This window comes from Saccharothrix sp. NRRL B-16348 (assembly GCF_001280085.1).
In the GTDB taxonomy this organism is placed as follows: Bacteria; Actinomycetota; Actinomycetes; order Mycobacteriales; family Pseudonocardiaceae; genus Actinosynnema.
Genome location: NZ_LGED01000206.1, coordinates 82,304 through 103,194 on the forward strand (window position 1 = coordinate 82,304; position 20,891 = coordinate 103,194).

22 protein-coding genes are annotated in these 20,891 nt (G+C 72.0%); 9 read left to right on the forward strand and 13 right to left on the reverse strand.

Annotated elements, in window-relative coordinates; genetic code table 11:
• Positions 1-45 precede the first annotated feature (45 nt).
• The gene (gene nrdR, locus ADK67_RS24420) at positions 46-504 is read right to left on the reverse strand and encodes a transcriptional regulator NrdR (protein WP_053718822.1); all 459 of its coding nucleotides are present in this window, start codon (positions 502-504) and stop codon (positions 46-48) included.
• A 254-nt stretch (positions 505-758) separates the two neighbouring features.
• Positions 759-1,256 (reverse strand): LysM peptidoglycan-binding domain-containing protein, encoded by a 498-nt coding sequence (locus tag ADK67_RS24425; RefSeq protein ID WP_157620798.1) that lies wholly within the window; start codon positions 1,254-1,256, stop codon positions 759-761.
• Between the two features lie 242 nt (positions 1,257-1,498).
• Between ADK67_RS24425 and lexA the strand changes: the two genes are divergently transcribed.
• Positions 1,499-2,176 carry a transcriptional repressor LexA gene (gene lexA, locus ADK67_RS24430; protein WP_053718876.1) on the forward strand — a complete coding sequence of 226 codons (678 nt, stop codon included), beginning with the start codon at positions 1,499-1,501 and terminating at the stop codon, positions 2,174-2,176.
• Between the two features lie 27 nt (positions 2,177-2,203).
• Here the strand turns inward: lexA and ADK67_RS24435 are convergent, their stop codons facing one another.
• The 3 genes from ADK67_RS24435 to ADK67_RS24445 are packed head-to-tail and all read right to left on the reverse strand — an operon-like array spanning position 2,204 to position 5,219.
• The gene (locus ADK67_RS24435) at positions 2,204-3,226 is read right to left on the reverse strand and encodes a hypothetical protein (RefSeq protein ID WP_231648342.1); all 1,023 of its coding nucleotides are present in this window, start codon (positions 3,224-3,226) and stop codon (positions 2,204-2,206) included.
• Positions 3,227-3,230: 4 nt separating this feature from the next.
• The gene (hflX, locus tag ADK67_RS24440) at positions 3,231-4,676 is read right to left on the reverse strand and encodes a GTPase HflX (RefSeq protein ID WP_053718824.1); all 1,446 of its coding nucleotides are present in this window, start codon (positions 4,674-4,676) and stop codon (positions 3,231-3,233) included.
• A gap of 42 nt (positions 4,677-4,718) precedes the next feature.
• A complete protein-coding gene (locus ADK67_RS24445; RefSeq protein WP_053718825.1) occupies positions 4,719-5,219 on the reverse strand; it encodes an ArsR/SmtB family transcription factor in 501 nt (166 codons plus the stop codon).
• A 62-nt stretch (positions 5,220-5,281) separates the two neighbouring features.
• On the opposite strand from ADK67_RS24445, the gene ADK67_RS24450 reads away from it, so the two are divergent.
• The 3 genes from ADK67_RS24450 to ADK67_RS24460 are packed head-to-tail and all read left to right on the forward strand — an operon-like array spanning position 5,282 to position 8,562.
• Positions 5,282-6,499: an MFS transporter gene (locus tag ADK67_RS24450; protein WP_053718826.1), complete on the forward strand. Its 1,218-nt coding sequence runs from the start codon at positions 5,282-5,284 to the stop codon at positions 6,497-6,499.
• Positions 6,483-7,712 carry an MFS transporter gene (locus ADK67_RS24455; RefSeq protein ID WP_053718827.1) on the forward strand — a complete coding sequence of 410 codons (1,230 nt, stop codon included), beginning with the start codon at positions 6,483-6,485 and terminating at the stop codon, positions 7,710-7,712. Before ADK67_RS24450 ends, ADK67_RS24455 begins: the two co-directional genes overlap by 17 nt.
• Positions 7,705-8,562 (forward strand): SMP-30/gluconolactonase/LRE family protein, encoded by an 858-nt coding sequence (locus ADK67_RS24460; protein WP_053718828.1) that lies wholly within the window; start codon positions 7,705-7,707, stop codon positions 8,560-8,562. The genes ADK67_RS24455 and ADK67_RS24460 overlap by 8 nt, the downstream gene beginning before the upstream one ends.
• Here ADK67_RS24460 and dapF read toward each other — a convergent pair.
• Genes dapF through ADK67_RS24475 form a run of 3 tightly spaced genes read right to left on the reverse strand, consistent with a single transcriptional unit; the run spans position 8,559 to position 10,960 of the window.
• On the reverse strand, positions 8,559-9,359 hold the full coding sequence (gene dapF, locus ADK67_RS24465; protein ID WP_053718829.1) for a diaminopimelate epimerase: 801 nt from the start codon (positions 9,357-9,359) through the stop codon (positions 8,559-8,561). The two genes, ADK67_RS24460 and dapF, sit on opposite strands and share 4 nt — an antisense overlap.
• 10 nt (positions 9,360-9,369) lie before the next feature.
• Positions 9,370-10,272: a tRNA (adenosine(37)-N6)-dimethylallyltransferase MiaA gene (gene miaA / locus ADK67_RS24470; protein WP_053718830.1), complete on the reverse strand. Its 903-nt coding sequence runs from the start codon at positions 10,270-10,272 to the stop codon at positions 9,370-9,372.
• 4 nt (positions 10,273-10,276) lie between these two features.
• Positions 10,277-10,960 carry an aromatic ring-opening dioxygenase LigB gene (locus tag ADK67_RS24475; RefSeq protein ID WP_053718831.1) on the reverse strand — a complete coding sequence of 228 codons (684 nt, stop codon included), beginning with the start codon at positions 10,958-10,960 and terminating at the stop codon, positions 10,277-10,279.
• A gap of 185 nt (positions 10,961-11,145) precedes the next feature.
• Here ADK67_RS24475 and ADK67_RS24480 point away from each other — a divergent pair, with 185 nt between their 5' ends.
• Both ADK67_RS24480 and ADK67_RS24485 read left to right on the forward strand, forming a co-directional pair.
• Positions 11,146-12,480 carry a DUF349 domain-containing protein gene (locus tag ADK67_RS24480; protein ID WP_053718832.1) on the forward strand — a complete coding sequence of 445 codons (1,335 nt, stop codon included), beginning with the start codon at positions 11,146-11,148 and terminating at the stop codon, positions 12,478-12,480.
• A 218-nt stretch (positions 12,481-12,698) separates the two neighbouring features.
• Positions 12,699-13,169: a hypothetical protein gene (locus tag ADK67_RS24485; protein ID WP_157620801.1), complete on the forward strand. Its 471-nt coding sequence runs from the start codon at positions 12,699-12,701 to the stop codon at positions 13,167-13,169.
• A gap of 43 nt (positions 13,170-13,212) precedes the next feature.
• On the opposite strand, the gene ADK67_RS24490 is transcribed toward ADK67_RS24485, so the two are convergent.
• Genes ADK67_RS24490 through miaB form a run of 3 tightly spaced genes read right to left on the reverse strand, consistent with a single transcriptional unit; the run spans position 13,213 to position 15,735 of the window.
• On the reverse strand, positions 13,213-13,818 hold the full coding sequence (locus ADK67_RS24490; RefSeq protein ID WP_231648343.1) for a GNAT family N-acetyltransferase: 606 nt from the start codon (positions 13,816-13,818) through the stop codon (positions 13,213-13,215).
• A complete protein-coding gene (locus ADK67_RS24495; protein WP_053718835.1) occupies positions 13,779-14,255 on the reverse strand; it encodes an Rv2732c family membrane protein in 477 nt (158 codons plus the stop codon). The genes ADK67_RS24490 and ADK67_RS24495 overlap by 40 nt, the downstream gene beginning before the upstream one ends.
• A gap of 10 nt (positions 14,256-14,265) precedes the next feature.
• Entirely contained in the window at positions 14,266-15,735 is a 1,470-nt protein-coding gene (gene miaB / locus ADK67_RS24500) for a tRNA (N6-isopentenyl adenosine(37)-C2)-methylthiotransferase MiaB (protein ID WP_082403730.1), read from the reverse strand.
• 57 nt (positions 15,736-15,792) lie between these two features.
• Between miaB and ADK67_RS24505 the strand changes: the two genes are divergently transcribed.
• Positions 15,793-16,743 carry a TAXI family TRAP transporter solute-binding subunit gene (locus tag ADK67_RS24505; protein ID WP_231648344.1) on the forward strand — a complete coding sequence of 317 codons (951 nt, stop codon included), beginning with the start codon at positions 15,793-15,795 and terminating at the stop codon, positions 16,741-16,743.
• A 236-nt stretch (positions 16,744-16,979) separates the two neighbouring features.
• A complete protein-coding gene (locus tag ADK67_RS24510; RefSeq protein ID WP_231648345.1) occupies positions 16,980-17,930 on the forward strand; it encodes a beta-propeller fold lactonase family protein in 951 nt (316 codons plus the stop codon).
• Between the two features lie 6 nt (positions 17,931-17,936).
• Here the strand turns inward: ADK67_RS24510 and ADK67_RS24515 are convergent, their stop codons facing one another.
• Both ADK67_RS24515 and ADK67_RS24520 read right to left on the reverse strand, forming a co-directional pair.
• Positions 17,937-19,316, reverse strand: a complete 1,380-nt coding sequence (locus tag ADK67_RS24515) for a HAMP domain-containing sensor histidine kinase (protein WP_053718837.1) — start codon at positions 19,314-19,316, stop codon at positions 17,937-17,939.
• Entirely contained in the window at positions 19,317-19,988 is a 672-nt protein-coding gene (locus ADK67_RS24520; protein WP_053718838.1) for a response regulator transcription factor, read from the reverse strand. It lies immediately after the preceding gene.
• A gap of 161 nt (positions 19,989-20,149) precedes the next feature.
• Between ADK67_RS24520 and ADK67_RS24525 the strand changes: the two genes are divergently transcribed.
• Positions 20,150-20,878 carry an amino acid ABC transporter ATP-binding protein gene (locus ADK67_RS24525; protein ID WP_197289598.1) on the forward strand — a complete coding sequence of 243 codons (729 nt, stop codon included), beginning with the start codon at positions 20,150-20,152 and terminating at the stop codon, positions 20,876-20,878.
• The last annotated feature ends 13 nt before the right edge of the window (positions 20,879-20,891 follow it).

Here is a 20,891-nt window from a genome sequence, read left to right on the forward strand (position 1 = left end):
CCCCGTCCGAGCTGGTCAGGCGCAGTTGTCTTGCGTCGCGTCCGCTCAGTCGTCCGTGGACTGGGCGGTGCGAAGATCGGCGATCTCCTTCTCGAAGTCCTCGACGGACGAGAAGGAGCGGTAGACGGAGGCGAACCGCAGGTAGGCCACCTCGTCCAGCTCGCGGAGAGGACCAAGGATGGCCAAGCCCACCTCGTGGCTGGGGATCTCGGCGACGCCGCCGGAGCGGATCGACTCCTCTACGCGCTGCGCCAGCTGCTGGAGGGCGTCCTCGTCGACGGGACGGCCCTGGCACGCGCGGCGCACACCGACGACGACCTTGTCCCGGCTGAACGGCTCGGTGACGCCCGAGCGCTTGACCACGGCGAGCACGGCCTCCTCGACCGTGGTGAAGCGCCGGCCGCAGGCCGTGCACGACCGGCGGCGGCGGATGACCTGGCCCTCGTCGACCTCGCGGGAATCGACGACACGCGAGTCCGAGTTGCGGCAGAACGGGCATCGCACGGCTGGTCTCCCCTCCCCTGGGCAGCATCCATCGCGTTAGCCCGCTCGTCGGGGAAACCCCAACCTGTGGACTAACTACAACGGTGTGACCACTAGATGTAGGGGTCAACCTATGCCCAAGGCCCACGGCCCTGCAAGTCGGGGGCGGCGTGTCGCATCACTCGGACGGACGAATCGGACGGAGTCCCCGCAAACGCGCGAACCGCGCTCGCGGAAGTCCGGGAGCGCGGCTCGTCAGGGCTGGGCGGCGGACCTCAGGGGGTGCCGTGGGGGACGACCAGGGACTGGCCGGGGACGACGTCGGAGTTGGGGAGGGAGTTCAGCTCGCGGATGCGGGAGACCACGGCGTCCGGGTCGCTGGCGGGCGCGCTGCGCTCGGCGACGTCCCGCAGCGTCTCGCCCACCTGGACGTGCACGACGTTAGTGCGTTCGGGGACGGTGGTGGCGCCGGAGGTGTAGAGGAAGAGCAGGCTCAGCAGGCCGGCGAAGACGGCCGCGGCTGCCGCGTAGGCGACGAACTGGACGGCCGGGTGGCGGCGCGGCCGGACCTCGCAGGCGACCGGCTCGGGCGCGGTCTGGCGCACGGCGAGCGGGCGGGGGCGGGTCGACGGGCGGCGGTTGTCCTTGTCGTGTACGTCGAACCGGCGAAGGACCCGTGGTCCGGGTCGCAATCCCGCGCCGAGGGCGACATCCTCGACACCGGCGCCGTCGACCAGTTCGAAGCTGTTACGGGTGCCAATGACCACCGCCATGATGTCCTCCAACGCAGGTCATCCGATCATGATCGAACCTGTGTTCGATCGAACGTCCGTGCGAATGTCTACCACTTCGCCGGGCGAAATCGCTAGGACACGCCGAGGTTTACTTCGAACAGGTGTTTGATCTGGGCCGGGAACGCGACTACCGTCCACAACTGAAGATCGTCGGAGAAGCCGGCCTGGGCAATCGGGACCGGTGAGGAGGAAGCACCGTGGCACGCAAGACCAACGAAGACCTGCGCACCGCCGATGCGCCCTCCGCGCCCGAACCGGCGGACATCGCGGGCAACGCCGGGCTCACCCTGCGTCAGCGCAAGGTGCTCGACGTGATCCGCGACTGGCTCGACCGGTTCGGCTACCCGCCCAGCGTGCGTGAGATCGGGGAGGCGGTCGGCCTGACCTCCACCTCCTCGGTCGCCCACCAGCTGCGCGCGCTGGAGCGGAAGGGGTACCTGCGTCGCGATCCGAACCGGCCGCGCGCGGTGGGCGTGCTGCCCGCGGAGATCGTGACCGGCCTCGACCCGGCGTCCAAGCCGACGCCCGCGTACGTGCCGATGCTGGGCCGCATCGCGGCCGGTGGGCCGATCCTGGCGGAAGAGGCCATCGAGGACGTGTTCCCGCTGCCGCGCGAGATCGTCGGCGAGGGCGACGTGTTCCTGCTGAAGGTCGTCGGCGACTCGATGGTGGAGGCCGCCATCACCGACGGTGACTGGGTGGTCGTCCGCCAGCAGCCCACGGCGGACAACGGCGAGGTGGTGGCCGCGATGATCGACGGCGAGGCCACCGTGAAGTCGTTCAAGCGCAAGGAAGACGGGCACGTGTGGCTGATGCCGCACAACGCGGCCTACCAGCCGATCCCGGGTGACGAGGCGACGATCCTGGGCAAGGTCGTGGCCGTCCTGCGCAGGCTCTGAAGCACCGAGGGAACTGGGAGCGGCCGCTCACGCCCTGCGTCGGCGTGAGCGGCGCACCAGCGCGCCCACCAGCACCAACGCCACCGCGCCGCCGCCCACCACGGGCCACGGCGACTGCGACTCGGTGGCCGGGGGAGTGGTGGTCCGGTCGTCGCCGGCCGGTGGGGCCTCCGTCGTGGTGGTCGGCGCCGGCGGCACGGCCAACGCCGCCGCACCCGCCACCGCGCGCACGCTCGACGCGGTGCCGGCGCTGCCGAACTCGGACGCCGACAGCAGCGTGCCGTCCGGGTCGAACGCGATGGCCTCACCCTGCGGCTCACCGGCCAGCGGCACCCGCACCGGGTCCGACTCCAGCGCCTTGGCCAGGTCGCCGTCCGGCACCGGGAACAGGTACGCGTCGGTGTAGGTCCGCAACGCCGCCACCCGGCCGTCGCGGGACATCGCCCCGCCCGTGACCAGGCGCGTCACCACGGAGTTCTGCAACGGCCCGCCGACGGTCTCCGTCGTGCTGATCGACACCCGCGCCACCTGCTCCATCGGCGTGGGCGCGCCCTCGCTCAACCCGGACGCCGGCCGGTACACCAACGCCGACCCGATCGTTTCCTTCGTGACGATGTGCGGAATGCCGGAACCGTCGAGCAACAATGCTTCCGCGTCGTGCTTTCCGTCAGGATACGTAAGTCGGTACAAACGTGCGCTGCCGTCCGGTGAAACGGCATGCAATGCCACGGTTTCGCGTGACTTGCCGTTGTCCCCGGTGTCCGCGACCCACAGGGTTCCGTCAGGAGCCAATGCGAGATCTTCGGCGTCGAACGGGTTGTTGGGCGTGCTGATCGTGCGGATGATCCCGCACGTGCGGTCGAGCACCTGGACCTTCAACCGGCCGTCGTCGCTGTCGTTCACGGCGAACCAGTGCGTGCCGTCGGACGCGAGCCCGGACAGCTCCTCCAGCCGCTGGTCGGTCACCGCGCAGACGTCGGCGACGGCCGGCTCCGCCGAAGCGGAACCGGCCGTCAGCACGAGTCCCAGGACTACCAGCAGCGCGCGCAAGGGCTCAGGCGCGGCTTCCGTTCACGGCGAACTTCTCCAGCACGCCGGCCAGATCCGGCCGGACCCGGGCGGACAGCTCGGTGCCCTCCTCGGTGTGCCGTTCCTTGAGGACCTCGCCCTCGCGGTGCACCCGCGCGACCAGCTCGCCCCGCGCGTACGGCACGAGCGCGTCGACCACGACCTCCGGCCGCGGCGTCATGGCCGCGATGCGCTCACGCAGGTCGGCGATGCCCTCGCCGGTGTGCGCGGACACGAACACGGCTGTCGGGAACAGGTGCCGCAGCCGGGCCATGCCCAGCTCGCCGACCGCGTCGACCTTGTTCACCACGAGCAGCTCGGTCGGCATCGGGTCGTCCCGCCGCGACGAGATCTCCCTGATCACCTCGCGCACCGCCATGACCTGCTTCTCCGGCATCGCGTCGGAGCCGTCGACCACGTGGACCAGCAGGTCCGCGTCGGCGACCTCCTCCAGCGTCGACCGGAACGCCTCGACCAGCTGGTGCGGCAGGTGCCGCACGAAGCCGACCGTGTCGGTCAACGTGTAGGCGAGGCCCTCGGGCGTCTCGGTGCGCCGCGTGGTCGGGTCGAGGGTCGCGAACAGGGCGTCCTGCACCAGCACCCCCGCGCCGGTCAGCGCGTTGAGCAGGCTGGACTTGCCCGCGTTCGTGTACCCCGCGATGGCGACGTTCGGCACCGAGTTGGCCACGCGGCGGTGCCGCTTGGTCTCCCGGATGACGCTCATCGCGGCGATCTCGCGGCGCAGCTTGGAGATGCGCGCGCGGATGCGCCTGCGGTCGGTCTCGAGCTTGGTCTCACCGGGACCGCGCAGACCCACGCCGCCGTTGCCGCCGCCGGCACGACCACCGGCCTGCCGGGACAGCGACTCGCCCCAACCGCGCAGGCGCGGCAGGAGGTACTGGAGCTGGGCCATCTCGACCTGCGCCTTGCCCTCGCGGGTGGACGCGTGCTGGGCGAAGATGTCGAGGATCAGCGCGGTGCGGTCGACGACCTTGACCTTGAGCTTCTCCTCCAGCTGCCGCAGCTGGCCGGGTGAGAGCTCGCCGTCGCAGATCACCGTGTCCGCGCCGGTCGCGATCACGACGTCGCGCAGTTCGTGCACCTTGCCGGAGCCGATGTAGGTCGCCGGGTCGGGCCGTTCGCGCCGCTGCACGAGGCCTTCCAGCACCTCGGAGCCGGCGGTCTCGGCGAGCAGGGCCAGTTCCGCCATGGAGGCGTCCGAATCGGCCGTCGTGCCCTCGGTCCACACGCCGACCAGCACGACCCGCTCCAACCGGAGCTGCCGGTACTCGACCTCGGTGACGTCCTCGAGCTCGGTGGACAACCCTGCGACGCGGCGCAGCGCGGCGCGCTCTTCGAGCGCCAGGTCGCCGGTGGACAGCTCGTCCTCGTGGTCGAGCCAGTCGTTGCTGCTGTACGTGTTTTCCGTCATTTGCCCTTCATCGTCCCACGGCACCCCTGCCGGTACGAGTGGTTAATCGCCTGGGTAGAGCGCCAGGTAGATCGCCACGCGTTCCCCGTCGGGGTGGGCCGGCTCTGTTGCCAGCTCATCCAACAACGTCTGGAGGCGCCGTTTTAGTTCCGCGCGGTCGACCCTGGCCACCAGCCGGAACTGGTTCATCGCGGCCGGACCGACCTCCGCTACCTCGCTCAGGAAGGCCTGGAACACGGCCTCGCTGGTCTCCTCGGGGTACGGGCTGCTGCCCTTGTGCAGCCGCCAGGACAGCCCCGTGGACCGGTACGGGATCTCCCGCGCGCCCCGGTTGCCGGTGCGCTCCTCCTGGGCCTCCAGGAAGCCCGTGGCGACGAGTTTGCGCACGTGGTGGAGGGTGGTGGCGGGGTCCTTGCCGAGCCGTTCGGCGATCTCCTTGTTGGTCAACGCGCGGTCGTACGTGAGGCGGATGATGCGCAGCCGCACGGCCGAGGCCAGGGCGGCGGCCTCGGCGTCGGTCGCCGGACGTCGTTCCACCGGCACAGCTTAGACCTCGCGGAACAAGTGATTGACAGTTTCCAATCACTCCCGCGACACTTCCGAGCGTGTCCCTCTGGTCTCATCGCGACTTCCGCCTGCTGTGGGCAGGCGACACCATCAGCCAGTTCGGCTCCGCGATCGGCCGCACGGTGTTGCCGCTGCTCGCCGTGGGCGCGCTGGCCGCGACGCCGTTCGAGATGGGCGTGCTGTCGGCCGCGAGCACGGCCGCGTTCCTGCTGATCGGGCTGCCCGCCGGGGTGTGGGTGGACCGGCTGCGCCGCCGTCCGGTGATGCTCGTGGCCGACTTCACGCGGGTCGCCCTGCTGCTGTCGGTCCCGCTGGCCTGGTGGCTGGACGTGCTCACGCTGCCGCACCTGGTCGTGGTCGCGCTGCTGGTCGGCGCGGCCACCGTCATGTTCGACATCGCCTACCAGTCGTACCTGCCCGCGCTGGTCGGCCGTGAGCAGCTGGTCGAGGGCAACTCGAAGCTGGAGGCCAGCCGGGCGGTGGCCGAGGTGTCGGGGCCCGCCGTGGCCGGTGGCGTCGCCCAGGCGGTCGGCGTGGCCGTGGGCGTGCTCGGCACCGCGGTCGGCTACCTGGCCTCGGCGTTGTTCCTGCTGCGCATCCGCACGGAGGAGCCGCCGCCCAGGAAGCCGGACAAGCCCGGTCTGGCGCACGAGATCGCCGAGGGCCTGCGGTTCGTCTTCGGCAACCGGTCGCTGCGCGCGATCGTCGGCTGCACGGGCACCGCGAACTTCTTCGGCGGCATGGCCGCGGCCGTGCTGGTGCTGTTCATGGTGCGCGGGCTCGGCCTGTCGGACGGCGTGGTCGGCCTGGTCCTCAGCGCGGCGGGCGTCGGCGGCGTGCTGGGCGCGCTGACCGTGAACCGGTGGAACACCCGCTTCGGCCAGACCACGGTGATCTGGCTGTCCGGCCTGGTCACGTGGCCGTTGGGGCTCCTCGTCCCGCTGGGCGCGGCGGACTGGCGGATGGGGTTCCTGATCGTCGGCGAGGCCGCCATCGCGTACGGGGCGACGGTCTACAACATCGCCCAGGTCAGCTACCGGCAGTCCATCTGCCCGGACCACCTGCTCGGCCGGATGAACGCCAGCATCCGGTTCGTGGTGTGGGGCTCCATGCCGATCGGCGGCCTGCTCGGTGGTGTGCTCGGTGGCGGCATCGGCGTCACGGCCACGCTGTGGGTGGCCATGACAGGTCAGGCGCTGTCGGTGCTGTGGGTGGTGTTGTCGCCGCTGAGGAGCCGCGATGCCGTTACCGCGTGACTTCCGGCTGTTCTGGGGCAGCGACGCGGCCAACCAGTTCGGCACGGCGGTCTACACGTTCGTGCTGCCGGTGGTGGCGATCGAGGCGTTGGGCGCGTCGGCGTTCCAGGTGGGCCTGCTCACCGCCGCGAGCACGGCCGCGTTCCTGCTCGTCGGCCTGCCCGTCGGCGTCTACGTGGACCGGGCGCGCAAGCGGCCGGTGCTGGTCCGGAGCACGGTCGGGCGCGCGGTGGTGCTGGCCACGGTGCCGGTCGCGGCGTGGCTGGGCGACCTCACGTACGTCCACCTGCTGCTCGCCGCGCTCGTCGCCGGTGTGCTGACGGTGTTCTTCGAGGTGGCGTCCCAGGCGTACCTGCCGACGCTGGTCGACCGGGACGGGTTGGCCCCGGCGAACGGCCGGCTGGTGTCGACGCAGCAGGTGGCGCGGCTGTCCGGCCGACCGTTGAGCGGGCCGCTGGTGCAGCTCCTGGGCAGCGCGAACGCCGTGCTGGCCATCACCGCGTCGTTCGTGGCGTCGGCGCTGCTCCTGAGTGGCATGCGGGCGCCTGAACGGGCCGTGGAGCCGCGAGAGCGCGCGCTCTGGGCGGACATGGCCGAAGGGCTCCGGTTCGTGTTCCGGCACCCGCTGCTGCGGCCGGTGGTGCTGTGCACGACGTCGTTCAACCTGACCAACGCCATGTGGGGCGCGGTCACCGTGCTGTTCCTGCTGCGCGACCTGGCGCTGTCCACCACGGCCGCCGCGGCGCTGCTGGGGGTCGGCAGCGCGGGCGGCGTGCTCGCCGGCCTGCTCGCCGGCCGGTTGGCGCGGTTCGGGCAGGTGCGGCTGGTGTGGCTGTCGATGCTGGTCACGCAGCCGACGTGGGTGCTGGTCCCGTTGGCCGAGCCGGGTTGGCGGGTGGTGCTGTTCGCGGTCGGCACGCTGGTCACGTCCGCGGGCGTGGTGGTCTACAACATCTCCCAGGTCAGCCTGCGGCAGGCGTTGTGCCCGGAGCGGTTGCAAGGCCGGATGAACGCGAGCGTCCGGTTCCTGTCCTGGGGCGCGATGCCGGTCGGCGGGGTGGCGGGCGGCGCGCTGGCCGAGTGGGTCGGCGTCCGCGCCACGCTGTGGGTCGCGTCGGCCGGGATGATCCTGTCCGTCCTTTGGGTGGTCTTGTCACCGCTGCGGTCGATGCGCGACGTGCCGGTGATCACTAGCGTCGATCGACATGGTTGACACCACCGTGCTGCGCGAAGGTCTCCGGTTCGGCGAGGGTCCGCGGCAGGGGCCCGACGGCAGGCTGCACTACTCGGACTTCTACGACCACGAGGTCCGCGCCCTCGACCTGGCCTCGGGCGAGGAGGAGGTCGTCTGCGAGGTGCCGGAGCAGCCGTCGGGGCTCGGCTGGCTGCCGGACGGGCGGCTGCTCGTGGTGTCGATGCGGGACCGCAAGGTGCTGCGGCTGGAGCCGGACGGCCTGGTCGAGCACGCCGACCTCGCCGGCATCGCCACCTTCCACGCCAACGACATGCTGGTCGACGCGCACGGCCGCGCGTACGTCGGCAACTTCGGCTTCGACCTGCACGCCGCCCTCGCGTCGGGTGGCGAGGTGCCGATGCTGGAGCCGGGCTGGGTCGCGCCCGGCACGCCGTTGGCGCTGGTCAGGCCCGACGGCACGGTCAGCGTGGCGGCCGAGGACCTGAAGTTCCCGAACGGAACCGGGTTGCTGCCCGACGGCAGGCTGGTCATCGCCGAGACGCTGGCGTTCGGCCTGACGTCGTTCGCCGTGGCCGACGACGGCTCGCTGTCCGACCGGCAGGTCTTCGCGTCGCTGCGCGAGCACTTCATCGCCCCGGACGGCATCGCGGTGGACGCCGACGGCGGCGTGTGGGTCGCGCCCGCGCTCCAGCCGTTCGCGTTCCGGGTCGAGGAGGGCGGCGAGATCACCCGGAAGGTGGAGACCAGCCAGGTCTGCTTCGCCGTCGCGATCGTCGAGGACAAGCTGGTCTGCTGCACGGCGCCCAGCTCGCAGCCCGAGGTGGTGGCCGAGGCGAGGCTGGGCAAGCTGGAGGTGTTCGCGCTCTAGAGCGCGTCCCACCAGGCCTGGTCGAGCTCCCCGCGGGCGAGCAGCACGGCCGGGCCGGTGAGCGTCGAGGTCTCCTCCTCGATCACCACCGACACCTGTCCACCCAGGACGTCCACAGTGGCCTTGCCGGTGCGCCGGCCTGCCCCGTACAGCCACGACGCCACCGAGGCCACCGTGCCCGTGCCGCACGACCGGGTCTCGCCCACGCCGCGCTCGTGCACGCGCATCTTCAGCGCGCCGTCGTCCAGCACGTTGACGAACTCGACGTTTACGCCGTGCGGGAACTGCACCGGGTCGTGGCCGGGCGGCAGCTCCAGGTCGAGCTCCGCCACCGGCACCTCGGTCACGCACGCCAGGTGCGGGTTGCCGACGTCCACCGCGACACCGCCGAACGCGCTGCCGCCGACCGTGGCCGTGCCCGTGCCGGTGATCAGCACGCGCCCCATGTCCGCGGTCACCGTGCCGTCGTCGTGCACGACGACGTGCCGCTCACCGGCACGCGTGCCGATGGTGAACTCGCCCGCCGGCGCCAGCTCGGCCTCGACCAGGTACTTCGAGAACACGCGCACCCCGTTGCCGCACATCTCGGCGATCGAGCCGTCGGCGTTGCGGTAGTCCATGAACCACGGGCCGAAGTCGGGCCGCACGACCCGCAGCACGCCGTCCGCGCCCAAGCCGCGCCGCCGGTCGCACAACGCGCGCACGCGCGACTCGGTCAGGTCGAGCAGGCCGTCCGGATCGGGCAGCACGACGAAGTCGTTCTCGGTGCCGTGGCCCTTCAGAAACTCGACTCCCACGGGCACCAGGCTACGGTGCGACCAGTTTGAGCACGTCGTCGGCCAGCCCCGGCTCGCCCGCGTCGAACCACGTCACCCGCCGGTCGCGGCGGAACCAGGACCGCTGCTTGCGGACGAACCGCCGGGTGGCCTGCGCGGTCGTGGCCGCGGCCTCCTCGATCGTGCACTCGCCGTCGAACGCGGCCAGCACCTGCTGGTAGCCCAGCGCGCGGGACGCCGTGCGGCCGTCGCGCAGGCCGCGGGCCTCCAGCGCGCGCACCTCGTCCACCAGCCCGGCCTCGAACATCCGCGCCACCCGCGCGTCGACCCGCTCGTCCAGTTCGGACACGTCGCGGTCCAGCCCGACGACCACCGTGCCGTAGCGGGCCGGGCCGGGCTTGGGCAGCGTGGCCGAGAACGGCTGACCGGTCAGCTCGATGACCTCCAGCGCGCGCACCACCCGGCGGCCGTTGCTCGGCAGGATCGCCAGCGCCGCGGCCGGGTCCAGCTGCGCCAGCCTGCCGTGCAGCGTCTCCGCGCCGAACACGGCCAGCTCCTGCTCCAGCTGGGTGCGGATCTTCTCGTCCGTGCCGGGGAACACGAGGTCGTCCAGCACGGCCTGCACGTAGAGGCCGGAGCCGCCGACCAGCACCGGCGTGCGGCCGTCGGCCAGCAGCCGTTCCACCACGGCCCGCGCTTCGCGCTGGTAGGCGGCGACGGACGCGGTCTCGGTCACGTCCAGCACGTCGAGGAGGTGGTGCGGCACGCCCTGCCGCTCGGCCTCGGTGATCTTGGCCGTGCCGATGTCCATGCCCCGGTAGAGCTGCATCGCGTCGGCGTTGACCACCTCGCCGCCCAGTTCGACGGCCAGCCGCACGGCCAGGTCCGACTTGCCGGTGGCGGTGGGTCCGACGACGGCGATGGGGGTGTTCACGCGCTCAAGCCTCCCAGACCGCCACGTGGTACCCGACGCCGAAGGGCGCCAGGAACGCCGACCGGGCGCACCGCCACGCACCCGGCACGCCCGCGGCCACCTGCCACGCGGCCCGCCCGTTCGCGCCCAACTCGGCCGCCAACGCCGGGTCGAGCGCGCGCAACGCGGCCGTGTCCGCCGTGGCCAGCGCCTTGCGCACGTCTTCGTCGAACGGCTCGGCCCGCTCGTCCGCCCGTCCGACGGCCAGCTCGCCGCGCCGGTGCGAGCCGTCGCCGAGCACCAGCAGCGCGCGTGAGCCGGCCAGCCGCTCGCCCAGCGCGACGCACTCGGCGGTGGCCAGGCCCGGCGGCACCAGGTGCACGCGCACGGACCGCGCGCCGGCGCGTTCCCGAAGCCACGCCGCGACCAGCGCCGGCAGCGGCAGGTCCTCCACCACCGGGGACGCGTCGTCCGACAGCGACACCCGCACGTCCACCCCGAAGCCGCGGAACGTGCCCGTGACGCCCTCGACCACCCGCGGGCCGGACGGGTCGACGCCCACGGCCACCCAGTCGGGAGCGTGCGCGGCCAGGTCCCGTGCCGCGGCCAGGCACGCCGAGCGCACCGGTTCGGTGTCCGGCGCGGCGCCGGCGACCAGTTCGGGCACCAGCAGCGGAGGGTGCGGCACGACCACCAGGCGCGAGATCATGGCAGTCCACGCTACTCATCGGCCACCACCGGTACCGATGCGAGCCTTGACCTGTTTGAATGCGCGCGAGGTACTGGGCACTCTTAGGGAGCGTCGCGGTACTCGGGTGCTGGGCCCCGTCGTAGGCGGGGCGCCCGTGGTCGGCACGGGCACCACGAAGTGGGCAGGCGAGGAGGAAGCCGGCGATGACGGAGCACGAGACGACACCGGGAACCACTGGCGACAGTGGTGCGGGGGCGGTGGTCGAGGAGACCAGGGTGGAAGCGACGCCGGTCACGGCGGCACCGCCGGTCCCCGTGGCGTCGGACCACCCTGACCGCTGGGGGCGCGTGGACGCGGACGGCACCGTCTACGTCAAGACGGCCGACGGCGAGCGGGTCGTCGGTTCCTGGCAGGCGGGCGAGCCCGCCGAGGGCCTGGCGCACTTCGCGCGCCGGTTCGACGACATCCGCACCGAGGTCGAGCTGCTGGTGACGCGGCTGTCCTCCGGCGCGGGCGACCCCAAGCACGCGCTGACCAGCGCGAAGCACGTCCAGGAGAGCCTGGCCGACGCGGCGGTGGTCGGTGACCTCGCCGCCCTGGCCGCGCGCGTCGAGTACGTGCTGGTGCTGGCCGAGCAGGGTCTGGAGGCCGCGAAGGCGGCCAAGGACGAGGCGCGGGCCGCGGCGGGCGCGCGCAAGCAGGAGCTGGTCGAGGAGGCCGAGGTCCTGGCCAACGAGTCCACGCAGTGGAAGGCGGCCGGCGACCGGCTGCGCCAGATCCTGGACGAGTGGAAGACCATCCGGGGCGTCGACCGCAAGACCGACGAGCAGCTGTGGCGGCGGTTCTCCAAGGCGCGTGACGCGTTCAACCGCCGGCGCGGGTCGCACTTCGCCGACCTGGACCGGCAGCGCGGTGTCGCGAAGAACCGCAAGCAGGAGCTGGTCGAGGAGGCCGAGAAGCTCATCGAGTCCGACGACTGGGGCCCCACGGCCGGTCGGTACAAGGAGCTGATGGTCGAGTGGAAGGCCGCCGGGCGTGCGCCCAAGGAGGCCGACGACGCGTTGTGGCAGCGGTTCCGGGCCGCGCAGGACGCGTTCTTCGCCAAGCGCTCCGAGGCGTTCAGCGAGCGTGACGCCGAGTTCGCGGCCAACGCGAAGCTGAAGGAGGAGCTGCTCGCCGAGGCCGAGCGGATCGACCCGTCGCTCGACCTGGAGGCAGCGCGGCAGCAGCTGTACAAGATCCAGGAGCGGTGGGACGCGATCGGCAAGGTGCCGCGCGAGCGGGTCCGCGAGCTGGAGGGCAAGCTCCGCGCGATCGAGGAGCGGGTCCGCGGCGCGGTCGACGCCCAGTGGCGCAAGTCCGACCCGGAGGCCGAGGCCCGCGTCGCGCAGTTCCGCGAGCGCGTCGAGCAGTTCGAGGCCCAGGCCGCCAAGGCGCGCACGGCGGGCGACAAGCGCCGTGCCGAGCAGGCCGAGGCTCAGGCCCAGCAGTGGCGCGAGTGGCTGGCCGCCGCCGAGCAGGCGGTCGCGAGCCGCTAGGTCGCGTCGACGGGCCCCTGCGCCGCTCCCCGGTTCGCGATGGGAGTGGTGCCGGGGCCCGTTCGCGTAGTGCCCGGTTCCATTCCGCAGAAAGCGGGAGGGACGCAGGCGTCGTCCCGATAGCTTGTGCGGACGACCTGTCGGCGGACGCGGTGAATCGGGCGGGCTGAGTGGGAGCGAAATCGACCGGGGACGCGTCTCCGGGCGTGCACAACGACATGAGCGGCGAGTTCCACGGCACGACGATCGGGGCCCAGAGCATCGGTCGGATCACCCTCGTCCCGCCGCACAACCGGTTCGCGATGTTCGTCGCGGTGGCCATCGCGGGCGCCGTGGGGGCGGCGGTGGCGGCGTTCGCGGTGTCGGTCGCCCGCGATGTCGGGGCCGGACCTCAGGTCACCGTGGTCACCATCGGTCCTGCACCCGGCACGCCCACCTCGCCGTCCCCGGCCGAGACCTCGCCTCCTCCGACCCGGTCCGCGGTGCCGACCACACCGGCGACGTCAGAGATTCCCAAGGCGGTAGCGCCGCCAGTCGTGACGACCGTCCGCACGACGGCGAACACGGGTGTTCCGCCCACCACCTCGACGACGACCGCTGCTTCGACTGCCATTACGACCACCGCGCATCAGTGCACGTCCACGCAGGGCGAGAACGGCGTGGTGTGGCCGCGGAACATGCCGTGCTGACGGGAATCGCCGACCCGGTGCGTGAACGGTCCGCGGATTCGCCTCACCGTCGCGCGGTAAGAGCGGAAAGGTGTTCGGATTCCCAGCCCGCGGCGAACAGCAGGTCGGGGCCGTCCTCGCCCGGGCGGTCCAGGTGTTCGGCGCGGGTCAGTCCGGCGTTGACCGCCACCCGCTGCGAGGCGGTGTTGGCGGGCCGGACCCTGGCCACGACCGGGAGCGCGGGCAGGTGCTCGCGCGCCCACCGCACGACTTCGCGGGCCGCCTCGGAGGCGAAGCCCTGGCCCCAGTCGGCCGGGTCGAAGCGGTAGCACAGGTTCAGCGCGCGCCGGTCGTCGACGTCGGTGAGCTTCACGCCGCAGAAGCCGAGGGTCCGCTCGGCGTCGTGGCGGCGGACGACCCAGTAGCCGAAGCCGAACCCCCGCCAGTGCTCCAGCCACCGTTCCAGCAGGTCCGCGGCCTCTTCCGGGGTGCGCAGGGCGTCGGACGGGTTGTGCGCGCAGGCCAGCGGGTCGCGGTGGATCGCGTGCACCGCGACCACGTCACCCGCCACCGGCCGACGCAGCGTGAGCCGCTCGGTGCGCAGCTCCGCGTGGTCGAACCCGGCGGGGGTCACTGCATCGGCGGCCGGGACGCGGCCAGCTTCAGCCACTTCACCAGCAGCACGACCACCGCCACCACGGCCAGGACCAGGCCGAAGCCCGGCCCGGGACCGGGGTGGTGGCCGGTCGTCGTCTGCGTGGTCCAGATCGACAGCACGCCCGCCACCGACGCGGCGAACGACGCCAGCGCGCACACCCACGCCAACGCCCACCGGCGCAAGGTCAGCGTCAGCGCGGGCAGCAGCACGCCGACGACCACCGCCGCGTAGGCGAACACCTCCGGCAGCCCGTCACCCGCGCCGAACAGGACGCTCAGGCCCTGCACGCCGTCCACCCACGGCAGGGCCAGCGACACCAGGATCGCCAGCGCCGCGACGGCGATCGTCAACGCGCCGGCGCCCGGGTCGAAGCGCTTGGCCGCCGAACGGCCGACGTCGTCGATCTCCTCGCGGAGCCCGGCCAGGTCGTCCGGGTCCTCGCCGCTCATCGGCACTTCCTCATCCGACCGCGCACCCGTCGACCGCAGCGGGCAGGGGAGCGGGCTTGCCGAACGACGGCAGCCCCAGCGTCACGCCCGGCGTCTTCGGCTTCAGCCCGGCCTCGGACCGGTCACCCGCCTTGGTCCGGCGGTGCGACAGCAGCGGGCCGTCCGCGATCAGGTTGTGCGGCGCGCCGTAGGTCACCACGGTCTCCACCACGTCACCGGGCCGCACGTGCGCGTCACCGGGCGTGAAGTGCACCAGGCGGCCGTCACGGGCGCGGCCGGTCATCCGGTGCGTCTCGGCGTCCTTGCGGCCCTCGCCGGACGCGACCAGCAGCTCGACCCGGCGGCCGACCTGCTCCCGGTTCAGCTCGTGCGCGATGTCGTTGACCAGCGTGACCAGCCGGTCGTAGCGCTCCTGCACGACCTGCTTGGGCAGCTGGTCGGGCAGCTCGGCGGCGGGCGTGCCGGGCCGCTTGGAGTACTGGAACGTGAACGCCGACGAGAACCGGGCCTCGCGGACGACGTCCAAAGTGGCCTGGAAGTCCTCCTCGGTCTCACCGGGGAAGCCGACGATGATGTCGGTGGTGATGGCCGCGTCCGGCATGGCCGCGCGCACGTTGTCCAGGATGGACAGGTACTTCGCGGTCCGGTACGAGCGGCGCATCTCCTTGAGCACGCGGTCCGAGCCCGACTGCAGCGGCATGTGCAGCGAGTGGCACACGGCGGGCGTCTCGGCCATCGCGGCGATCACGTCGTCGGTGAAGTCCTTCGGGTGCGGCGAGGTGAACCGGACCCGCTCCAGCCCCTCGACGCCGCCGGTGGCGCGCAGCAGCTTGCCGAACGCGTACCGGTCGCCGAACTCGACGCCGTAGGAGTTGACGTTCTGCCCGAGCAGCGTCACCTCCAGCACGCCCTCGTCGACCAGGGCCTGCACCTCGGCCAGCACCTCGCCGGGGCGGCGGTCCTTCTCCTTGCCGCGCAGCGACGGCACGATGCAGAACGTGCACGTGTTGTTGCAGCCGACGGACACCGACACCCAGCCGGAGTAGGCCGAGTCGCGGCGGGCGGGCAGCGTCGAGGGGAAGGTCTCCAGCGAGTCCAGGATCTCGACCTGGGCCTCGCGGTTGTGCCGGGCGCGTTCCAGCAGCACGGGCAGCGAGCCGATGTTGTGCGTGCCGAAGACCACGTCGACCCACGGCGCGCGCTTGACGATCTCGCCCTGGTCCTTCTGCGCGAGGCAGCCGCCGACGGCGATCTGCATGTCGGGGTTCGCGGACTTGGCGGGCGCGAGGTGGCCGAGCGTGCCGTAGAGCTTGTTGTCGGCGTTCTCCCGCACGGCGCAGGTGTTGAACACCACGACGTCCGGCGGGACGTCGCCTTCGGCGGGCGTGTAGCCCGCGTCCTCCAACATGCCGGCCAGGCGCTCGGAGTCGTGCACGTTCATCTGGCAGCCGAACGTGCGGATCTGGTAACTGCGAGTCACTGCACCTAGTCCTTCCGTCGGGTCCAGCGTAGAGCGTGGACGTGCGACGATGCGCGGGTGTCGGGAACGCTTCTGCGGTTGCACGCGGTCGGGGCCGCATTGGCCCTGGCCACCCTGTCCTTGACGGCGTGCGGTGACGACCTCGACCAGGTCAAGCTCACCATGGCGGCCGGCAGCCCCGGCGGGGTCTACCACGCGCTGGGCACCGCGCTGGCCGACGCGTGGACCCGCGACCCCGGCATCCCGCGCCCGCAGGTGGCGACCACGGCGGGCTCCGTGGACAACCTCGACCGGTTGCGGGCCGACCAGGCGCAGGTCGGGTTCTCGGCGGCCGACGCGGCGGAGCGGAAGCAGCAGGCCGACGGCGAGCACAAGCTGTACGCGCTGGCCCGGATGCACGACGACTACCTCCAGCTGATCGTGCGCGACGACCTGCCGGCGACCAAGCTCGCCGACCTGAAGGGCCTGCGGGTCAGCGTGGGCGCCCGCGACTCGGGCGTGTGGCTCATCGCGCAGCGGCTGCTGGAGTCGGCGGGCATCTCGCCGGAGACCGACCTCAAGGTCCAGTACATGGACCTGCCGACCAGCGCGGACGCCATGCGCGACAACGCGCTGGACGCGTTCTTCTGGTCCGGCGGCGTGCCGACCGAGCGGGTCGCCACGCTGTCGTCGGCGGTGAAGCTGCGGATGCTCGACCTGAGCGACGTCCTGCCGAAGCTGCGCCAGGCCTTCCCGGTGTACGGCTCGGCGACCCTGCCCGCGTCGGCGTACGAGCGGATAGGAGGTGGCCCGGTCGTCACCCTGGTGGTGCGCAACTTCCTCCTGGTCAACGACACGATGTCCGACGACGTGGCGGAAGCGCTGGTCAGAGGCCTGTTCCAGGCGCAGCCCGCGCTGGTGGACGCCAGTCCGGTGGCGCGGTCGATAGAGCACCGCTCGGCGATCGAGACGACGCCGATCGAATTGCACCCCGGCGCGATGAGGTATTACCGCGACGTAAAAGTTTAGTGCACTCGTCGTCATTCCTATGGTGTAAGCGCCACGCGTGACCGCTCGCCCAAGTCGGGGTCAAGAAGGCGCTGGAAGGGCCGCGCCCGCCGCTAGGCCGTTAGTGTGATGGCAAGCGCGGGACCTGCGATGGCCCGTGCGTTTCCACGAACCGAAACGGGGAGCTCATGTCCGTTTATTCGGTACGCGCGCGCATTCACGCGGCGTCTTCTCGATCCATTACCCGAAAGAGTCTGTTGCCCCGTCTGGGGGTGTCCGTCGCGGCGCTCGCGGTACTGGCCGGCACCGGTTTCGAGGCCTCACCGCGATGGCCGGCCCGAATTCAGGTGTTCGTGGCCAACAGCGGCTCGGACAACGTCACCGTGTACGACACCCGGCTGGGCAAGGTGACGGCCACCGTGGGTGTCGGCGACTACCCCACGGGTGTCGGCGCGCACCCGGCAGGCCACCGCGTCTACGTCGCCAACGAGTCCTCGAACACCGTTTCGGTGATCGACACCCGGACCCTCGCGGTCGTCGCCACCGTGCCCGTGGGGCCCAACCCCTTCGGCGTCGCCGCCACGCCCACGCACGCCTACGTCACCAACTTCGGCCGCGACGACGTCACGGTCATCGACACCGCGACGAACGCGCCGGTGAAGACCATCCCGGTCGGCCGGTTCCCGCACAGCGCGGTGGCCAGCCCTGACGGCTCCCGGCTGTACGTGACCAACAACGGCGGCGACAGCGTCACGGTCATCGACACCGCCTCGCAGACAGCCGTCGGCACCATCCCGGTCGGCCTCTTCCCGGCGGGCATCGCCATCAGCCGGGACGGCGCCCGCCTGTACGTGGCCAACACCGGCAGCGACTCGGTCACCGTCATCGAGACGGACGGCAACCGCCCGAGCGGCACCACCAAGGTGGGAGACGCGCCCCTCGGCGTCTCGGTCACCCCCGGCGGCCGGGTGCACGTGGCCAACACCGGGTCGGACACCGTCAGCGTCCTGGGGCCCACCGGCAAGCCCCTCGAGGTCGTCAAGGTCCAGCGCATGCCCGAGGGCTCCGCGGCGGCGCCCGACGACAGCTCCGTCTACATCGCGAACACCGGGTCGGACACCGTGTCGGTGACCAACGCCGAGAACGGCGAGCCCGCCGCCCCGTTCGCCGTCGGCGACGCGCCCGAGGGCGTGGCGGTCACGTCCTGACCCGGGTCAGGACGCCGGGAACTCGACGGTCACCCGCAGGCCGCCGCCCTCCGGCGACTCCAGCCGCACGGAGCCGTCCACCCGTTCCACGATCTGCCGCACCAGCGCCAGGCCCAGGCCGGAGCCCTGCACGTTCTGGTGCGCCGGGCTGCGCCAGAACCGGTCCGTGGCGCGGTCCAGCTCCTCCGGCGCGAGGCCGGGGCCCTCGTCCTGCACCGACAGCCGCACCACGCCGTCGCGCCGCCGCACGTCGACGCGCACCAGGGTGCCGTCGGAGGTGAACTTCAGCGCGTTGTCCAGCAGCGCGTCCAGCACCGTCTCCACCCCGCGCGGCGGCACCAGCGCCTTGCCGCCCGGCTCGCCGTCCAGCACCAGGTGCACCTCGCGCGCCGCCGCGGCGGGCTGCCACGCCGACAGCCGGCCCGCGACCGCCCGGTCCACGTCCACCGGCACGGGGTCGACCGACTGCGCGCCCGCCCGCGCCATGGACAGCAGCTCGTCCAGGATCCGGTTGAGCCGGTTGGCCTCGTCCAACGCCGCCACCTGGTGCGCGGCGCCCTCGCCGACCACGTGGTCCTCCAAATTGGACAGACGCAGCTTCAGCGCGGTCAACGGGTTGCGCAGCTGGTGGGAGGCGTCCGCGACGAACGCGCGCTGCGCCGCCAGCACGTCGCTCACGTTCGCCGCCATCTGGTCGAACGACCGCGACAGCTGCCGCAGCTCCGGCGGGCCGTCCGACGACCCGACCGGCTGCACCGGCTGCCCGGACACCACCGCCGCCAGCAGCCGCCCGGTCGCGTCGTCCAGCCGCCGCACGGGCCGCAACGTCCACCTGACCAGCGGCAACGCCACGAACACGCCGAGCACGAGGACCAGCAGGCTCCCGCTGAGCAGCACCGACCACCACAGCAGCACCTCGCCCCGCGTCTTCGACGTCGGCGAGAACGTCACCACCGCGCCCCGGACCTCGCCCGCCTCCAGCACCGGCTCGGCCAGCACCAGCTCGGTCGACTCCCACGGCATGACCAGCTCCGGCGCGACGGGCTGGCGACCGGCCAGCGCGGCGTGCACCAGGTCCGCGACCTCGGGCGCCGTCACGTCCACGTCGTCCGAGGACGCCGCCACCACCTGCGCGTCCCGCCCGAGCAGGGCCACCCGGATGCCGTACAGCTCGTAGTAGCGGCGCAGCTCGGGCTTGAGCACCTCCGGCTGGTCGTCGATGAACGGCCGCTGCGCCACGGACGCGAACCGCGTGGTGTCGGTGAGCCGGTCCAGGAACATCTCCTGCTGCTCGGCCTGCGCCATGCCGCGGCCGAGCGGGACGCCCAGGCCGAGCAGCACCAGCACGACCAGCGTCAACACGATGCCCAGCAGCCGCGACCGCACTCAGCCCCCGCTCAACCGGTACCCGACACCGCGCACCGTCTCCAACAAAGAAGGACGCCCGAGCTTGGTCCGCAACGTCGCCACGTGCACGTCCAGGGTCCGGTTGGCCCCCGCCCAGGTGCGTCCCCACACCTCGGCCAGGATGCGCTCCCGGGTGCACACCGCGCCACCCGCCGCCACCACCAGCGCCAACACCTGGAACTCCTTGCGCGAGAGTGCCACGGGTTCACCCGCCACGGTGACCTCGTGCCGACCCAGGTCGACCCGCACGTCGGAGACCTCGAACACCTCGGTGCCCGTGCCGCCGACGCCGACCGGGTCGCCGCGCCGCCGCCGCACCGCGTGCACGCGGGCCACCAGCTCGCCCACGTCGTAGGGTTTGACCAGGTAGTCGTCCGCCCCGGCGTGCAGGCCGAGGATCCGGTCGTCGATCTCGCCCCGGGCCGACACGACGATGATCGCCACGTCACTCGCCGCACGGATGTGCCGGCAGAGCGTGACACCGTCCACATCGGGCAGGCCCAGGTCGAGCAGCACGACGTCCACCCCGGCCAGCCGATCGAGCGTCCCCCGACCGGTGGCCTGCCGGTCCACCGTGAAACCGCGCCTGGTGAGCGCCGGCACCAGCGCTTCCGCCACGCGGTCGTCGTCCTCGACCAACAGCACCCGCACCGTGGAGCCTCCCCGATAAGTGTCGCCACCCTGTGACAGAGTTGAGACCCTAAGTCTTGCTCAACCGCCTGGACTGGTGTGGCGATTCACACCTAGGTTTCCGCCATCGCTCAGGAACCCCTACTGGAGGACTGATGACCGCCGCCACTCCTGCACCGCCGATGATCCGGATGGCGGGCGTGGACAAGTTCTTCGGACCTCTGCACGTCCTCAAGGGCGTCACGCTCGAGGTGCCGAAGGGGCAGGTCGTCGTCGTGCTCGGGCCGTCCGGGTCGGGCAAGTCCACGCTGTGCCGCACGATCAACCGGCTCGAGCCGATCGAGTCGGGCGTGATCGAGGTGGACGGCCAGGCGCTGCCCGCCGAGGGCAAGGAACTGGCCCGGTTGCGCGCCGACGTCGGCATGGTGTTCCAGTCGTTCAACCTGTTCGCCCACAAGAGCATCGTCGACAACGTGATGCTCGCGCCGGTGAAGGTCCGCAAGACCCCGGCGGCCGAGGCCCGCAAGACGGCCATGGAGCTGCTGGAGCGGGTCGGCATCGCGAACCAGGCGGAGAAGTACCCCGCCCAGCTCTCGGGCGGGCAGCAGCAGCGCGCGGCGATCGCCCGCGCCCTGGCGATGCGGCCCAAGGTGATGCTGTTCGACGAGCCCACCTCCGCGCTGGACCCGGAGATGGTCCAGGAGGTGCTGGACGTGATGACGACGCTGGCCAAGGAGGGCATGACCATGCTCGTGGTGACCCACGAGATGGGCTTCGCCCGCAAGGCCGCGGACCGCGTCATCTTCATGTCCGACGGTGAAGTCGTCGAGGACTCGACGCCGGAGGCGTTCTTCTCCGCGCCGAAGTCCAACCGCGCGAAGGACTTCCTTGGCAAGATCCTGACCCACTGAAGTCCCATGACCG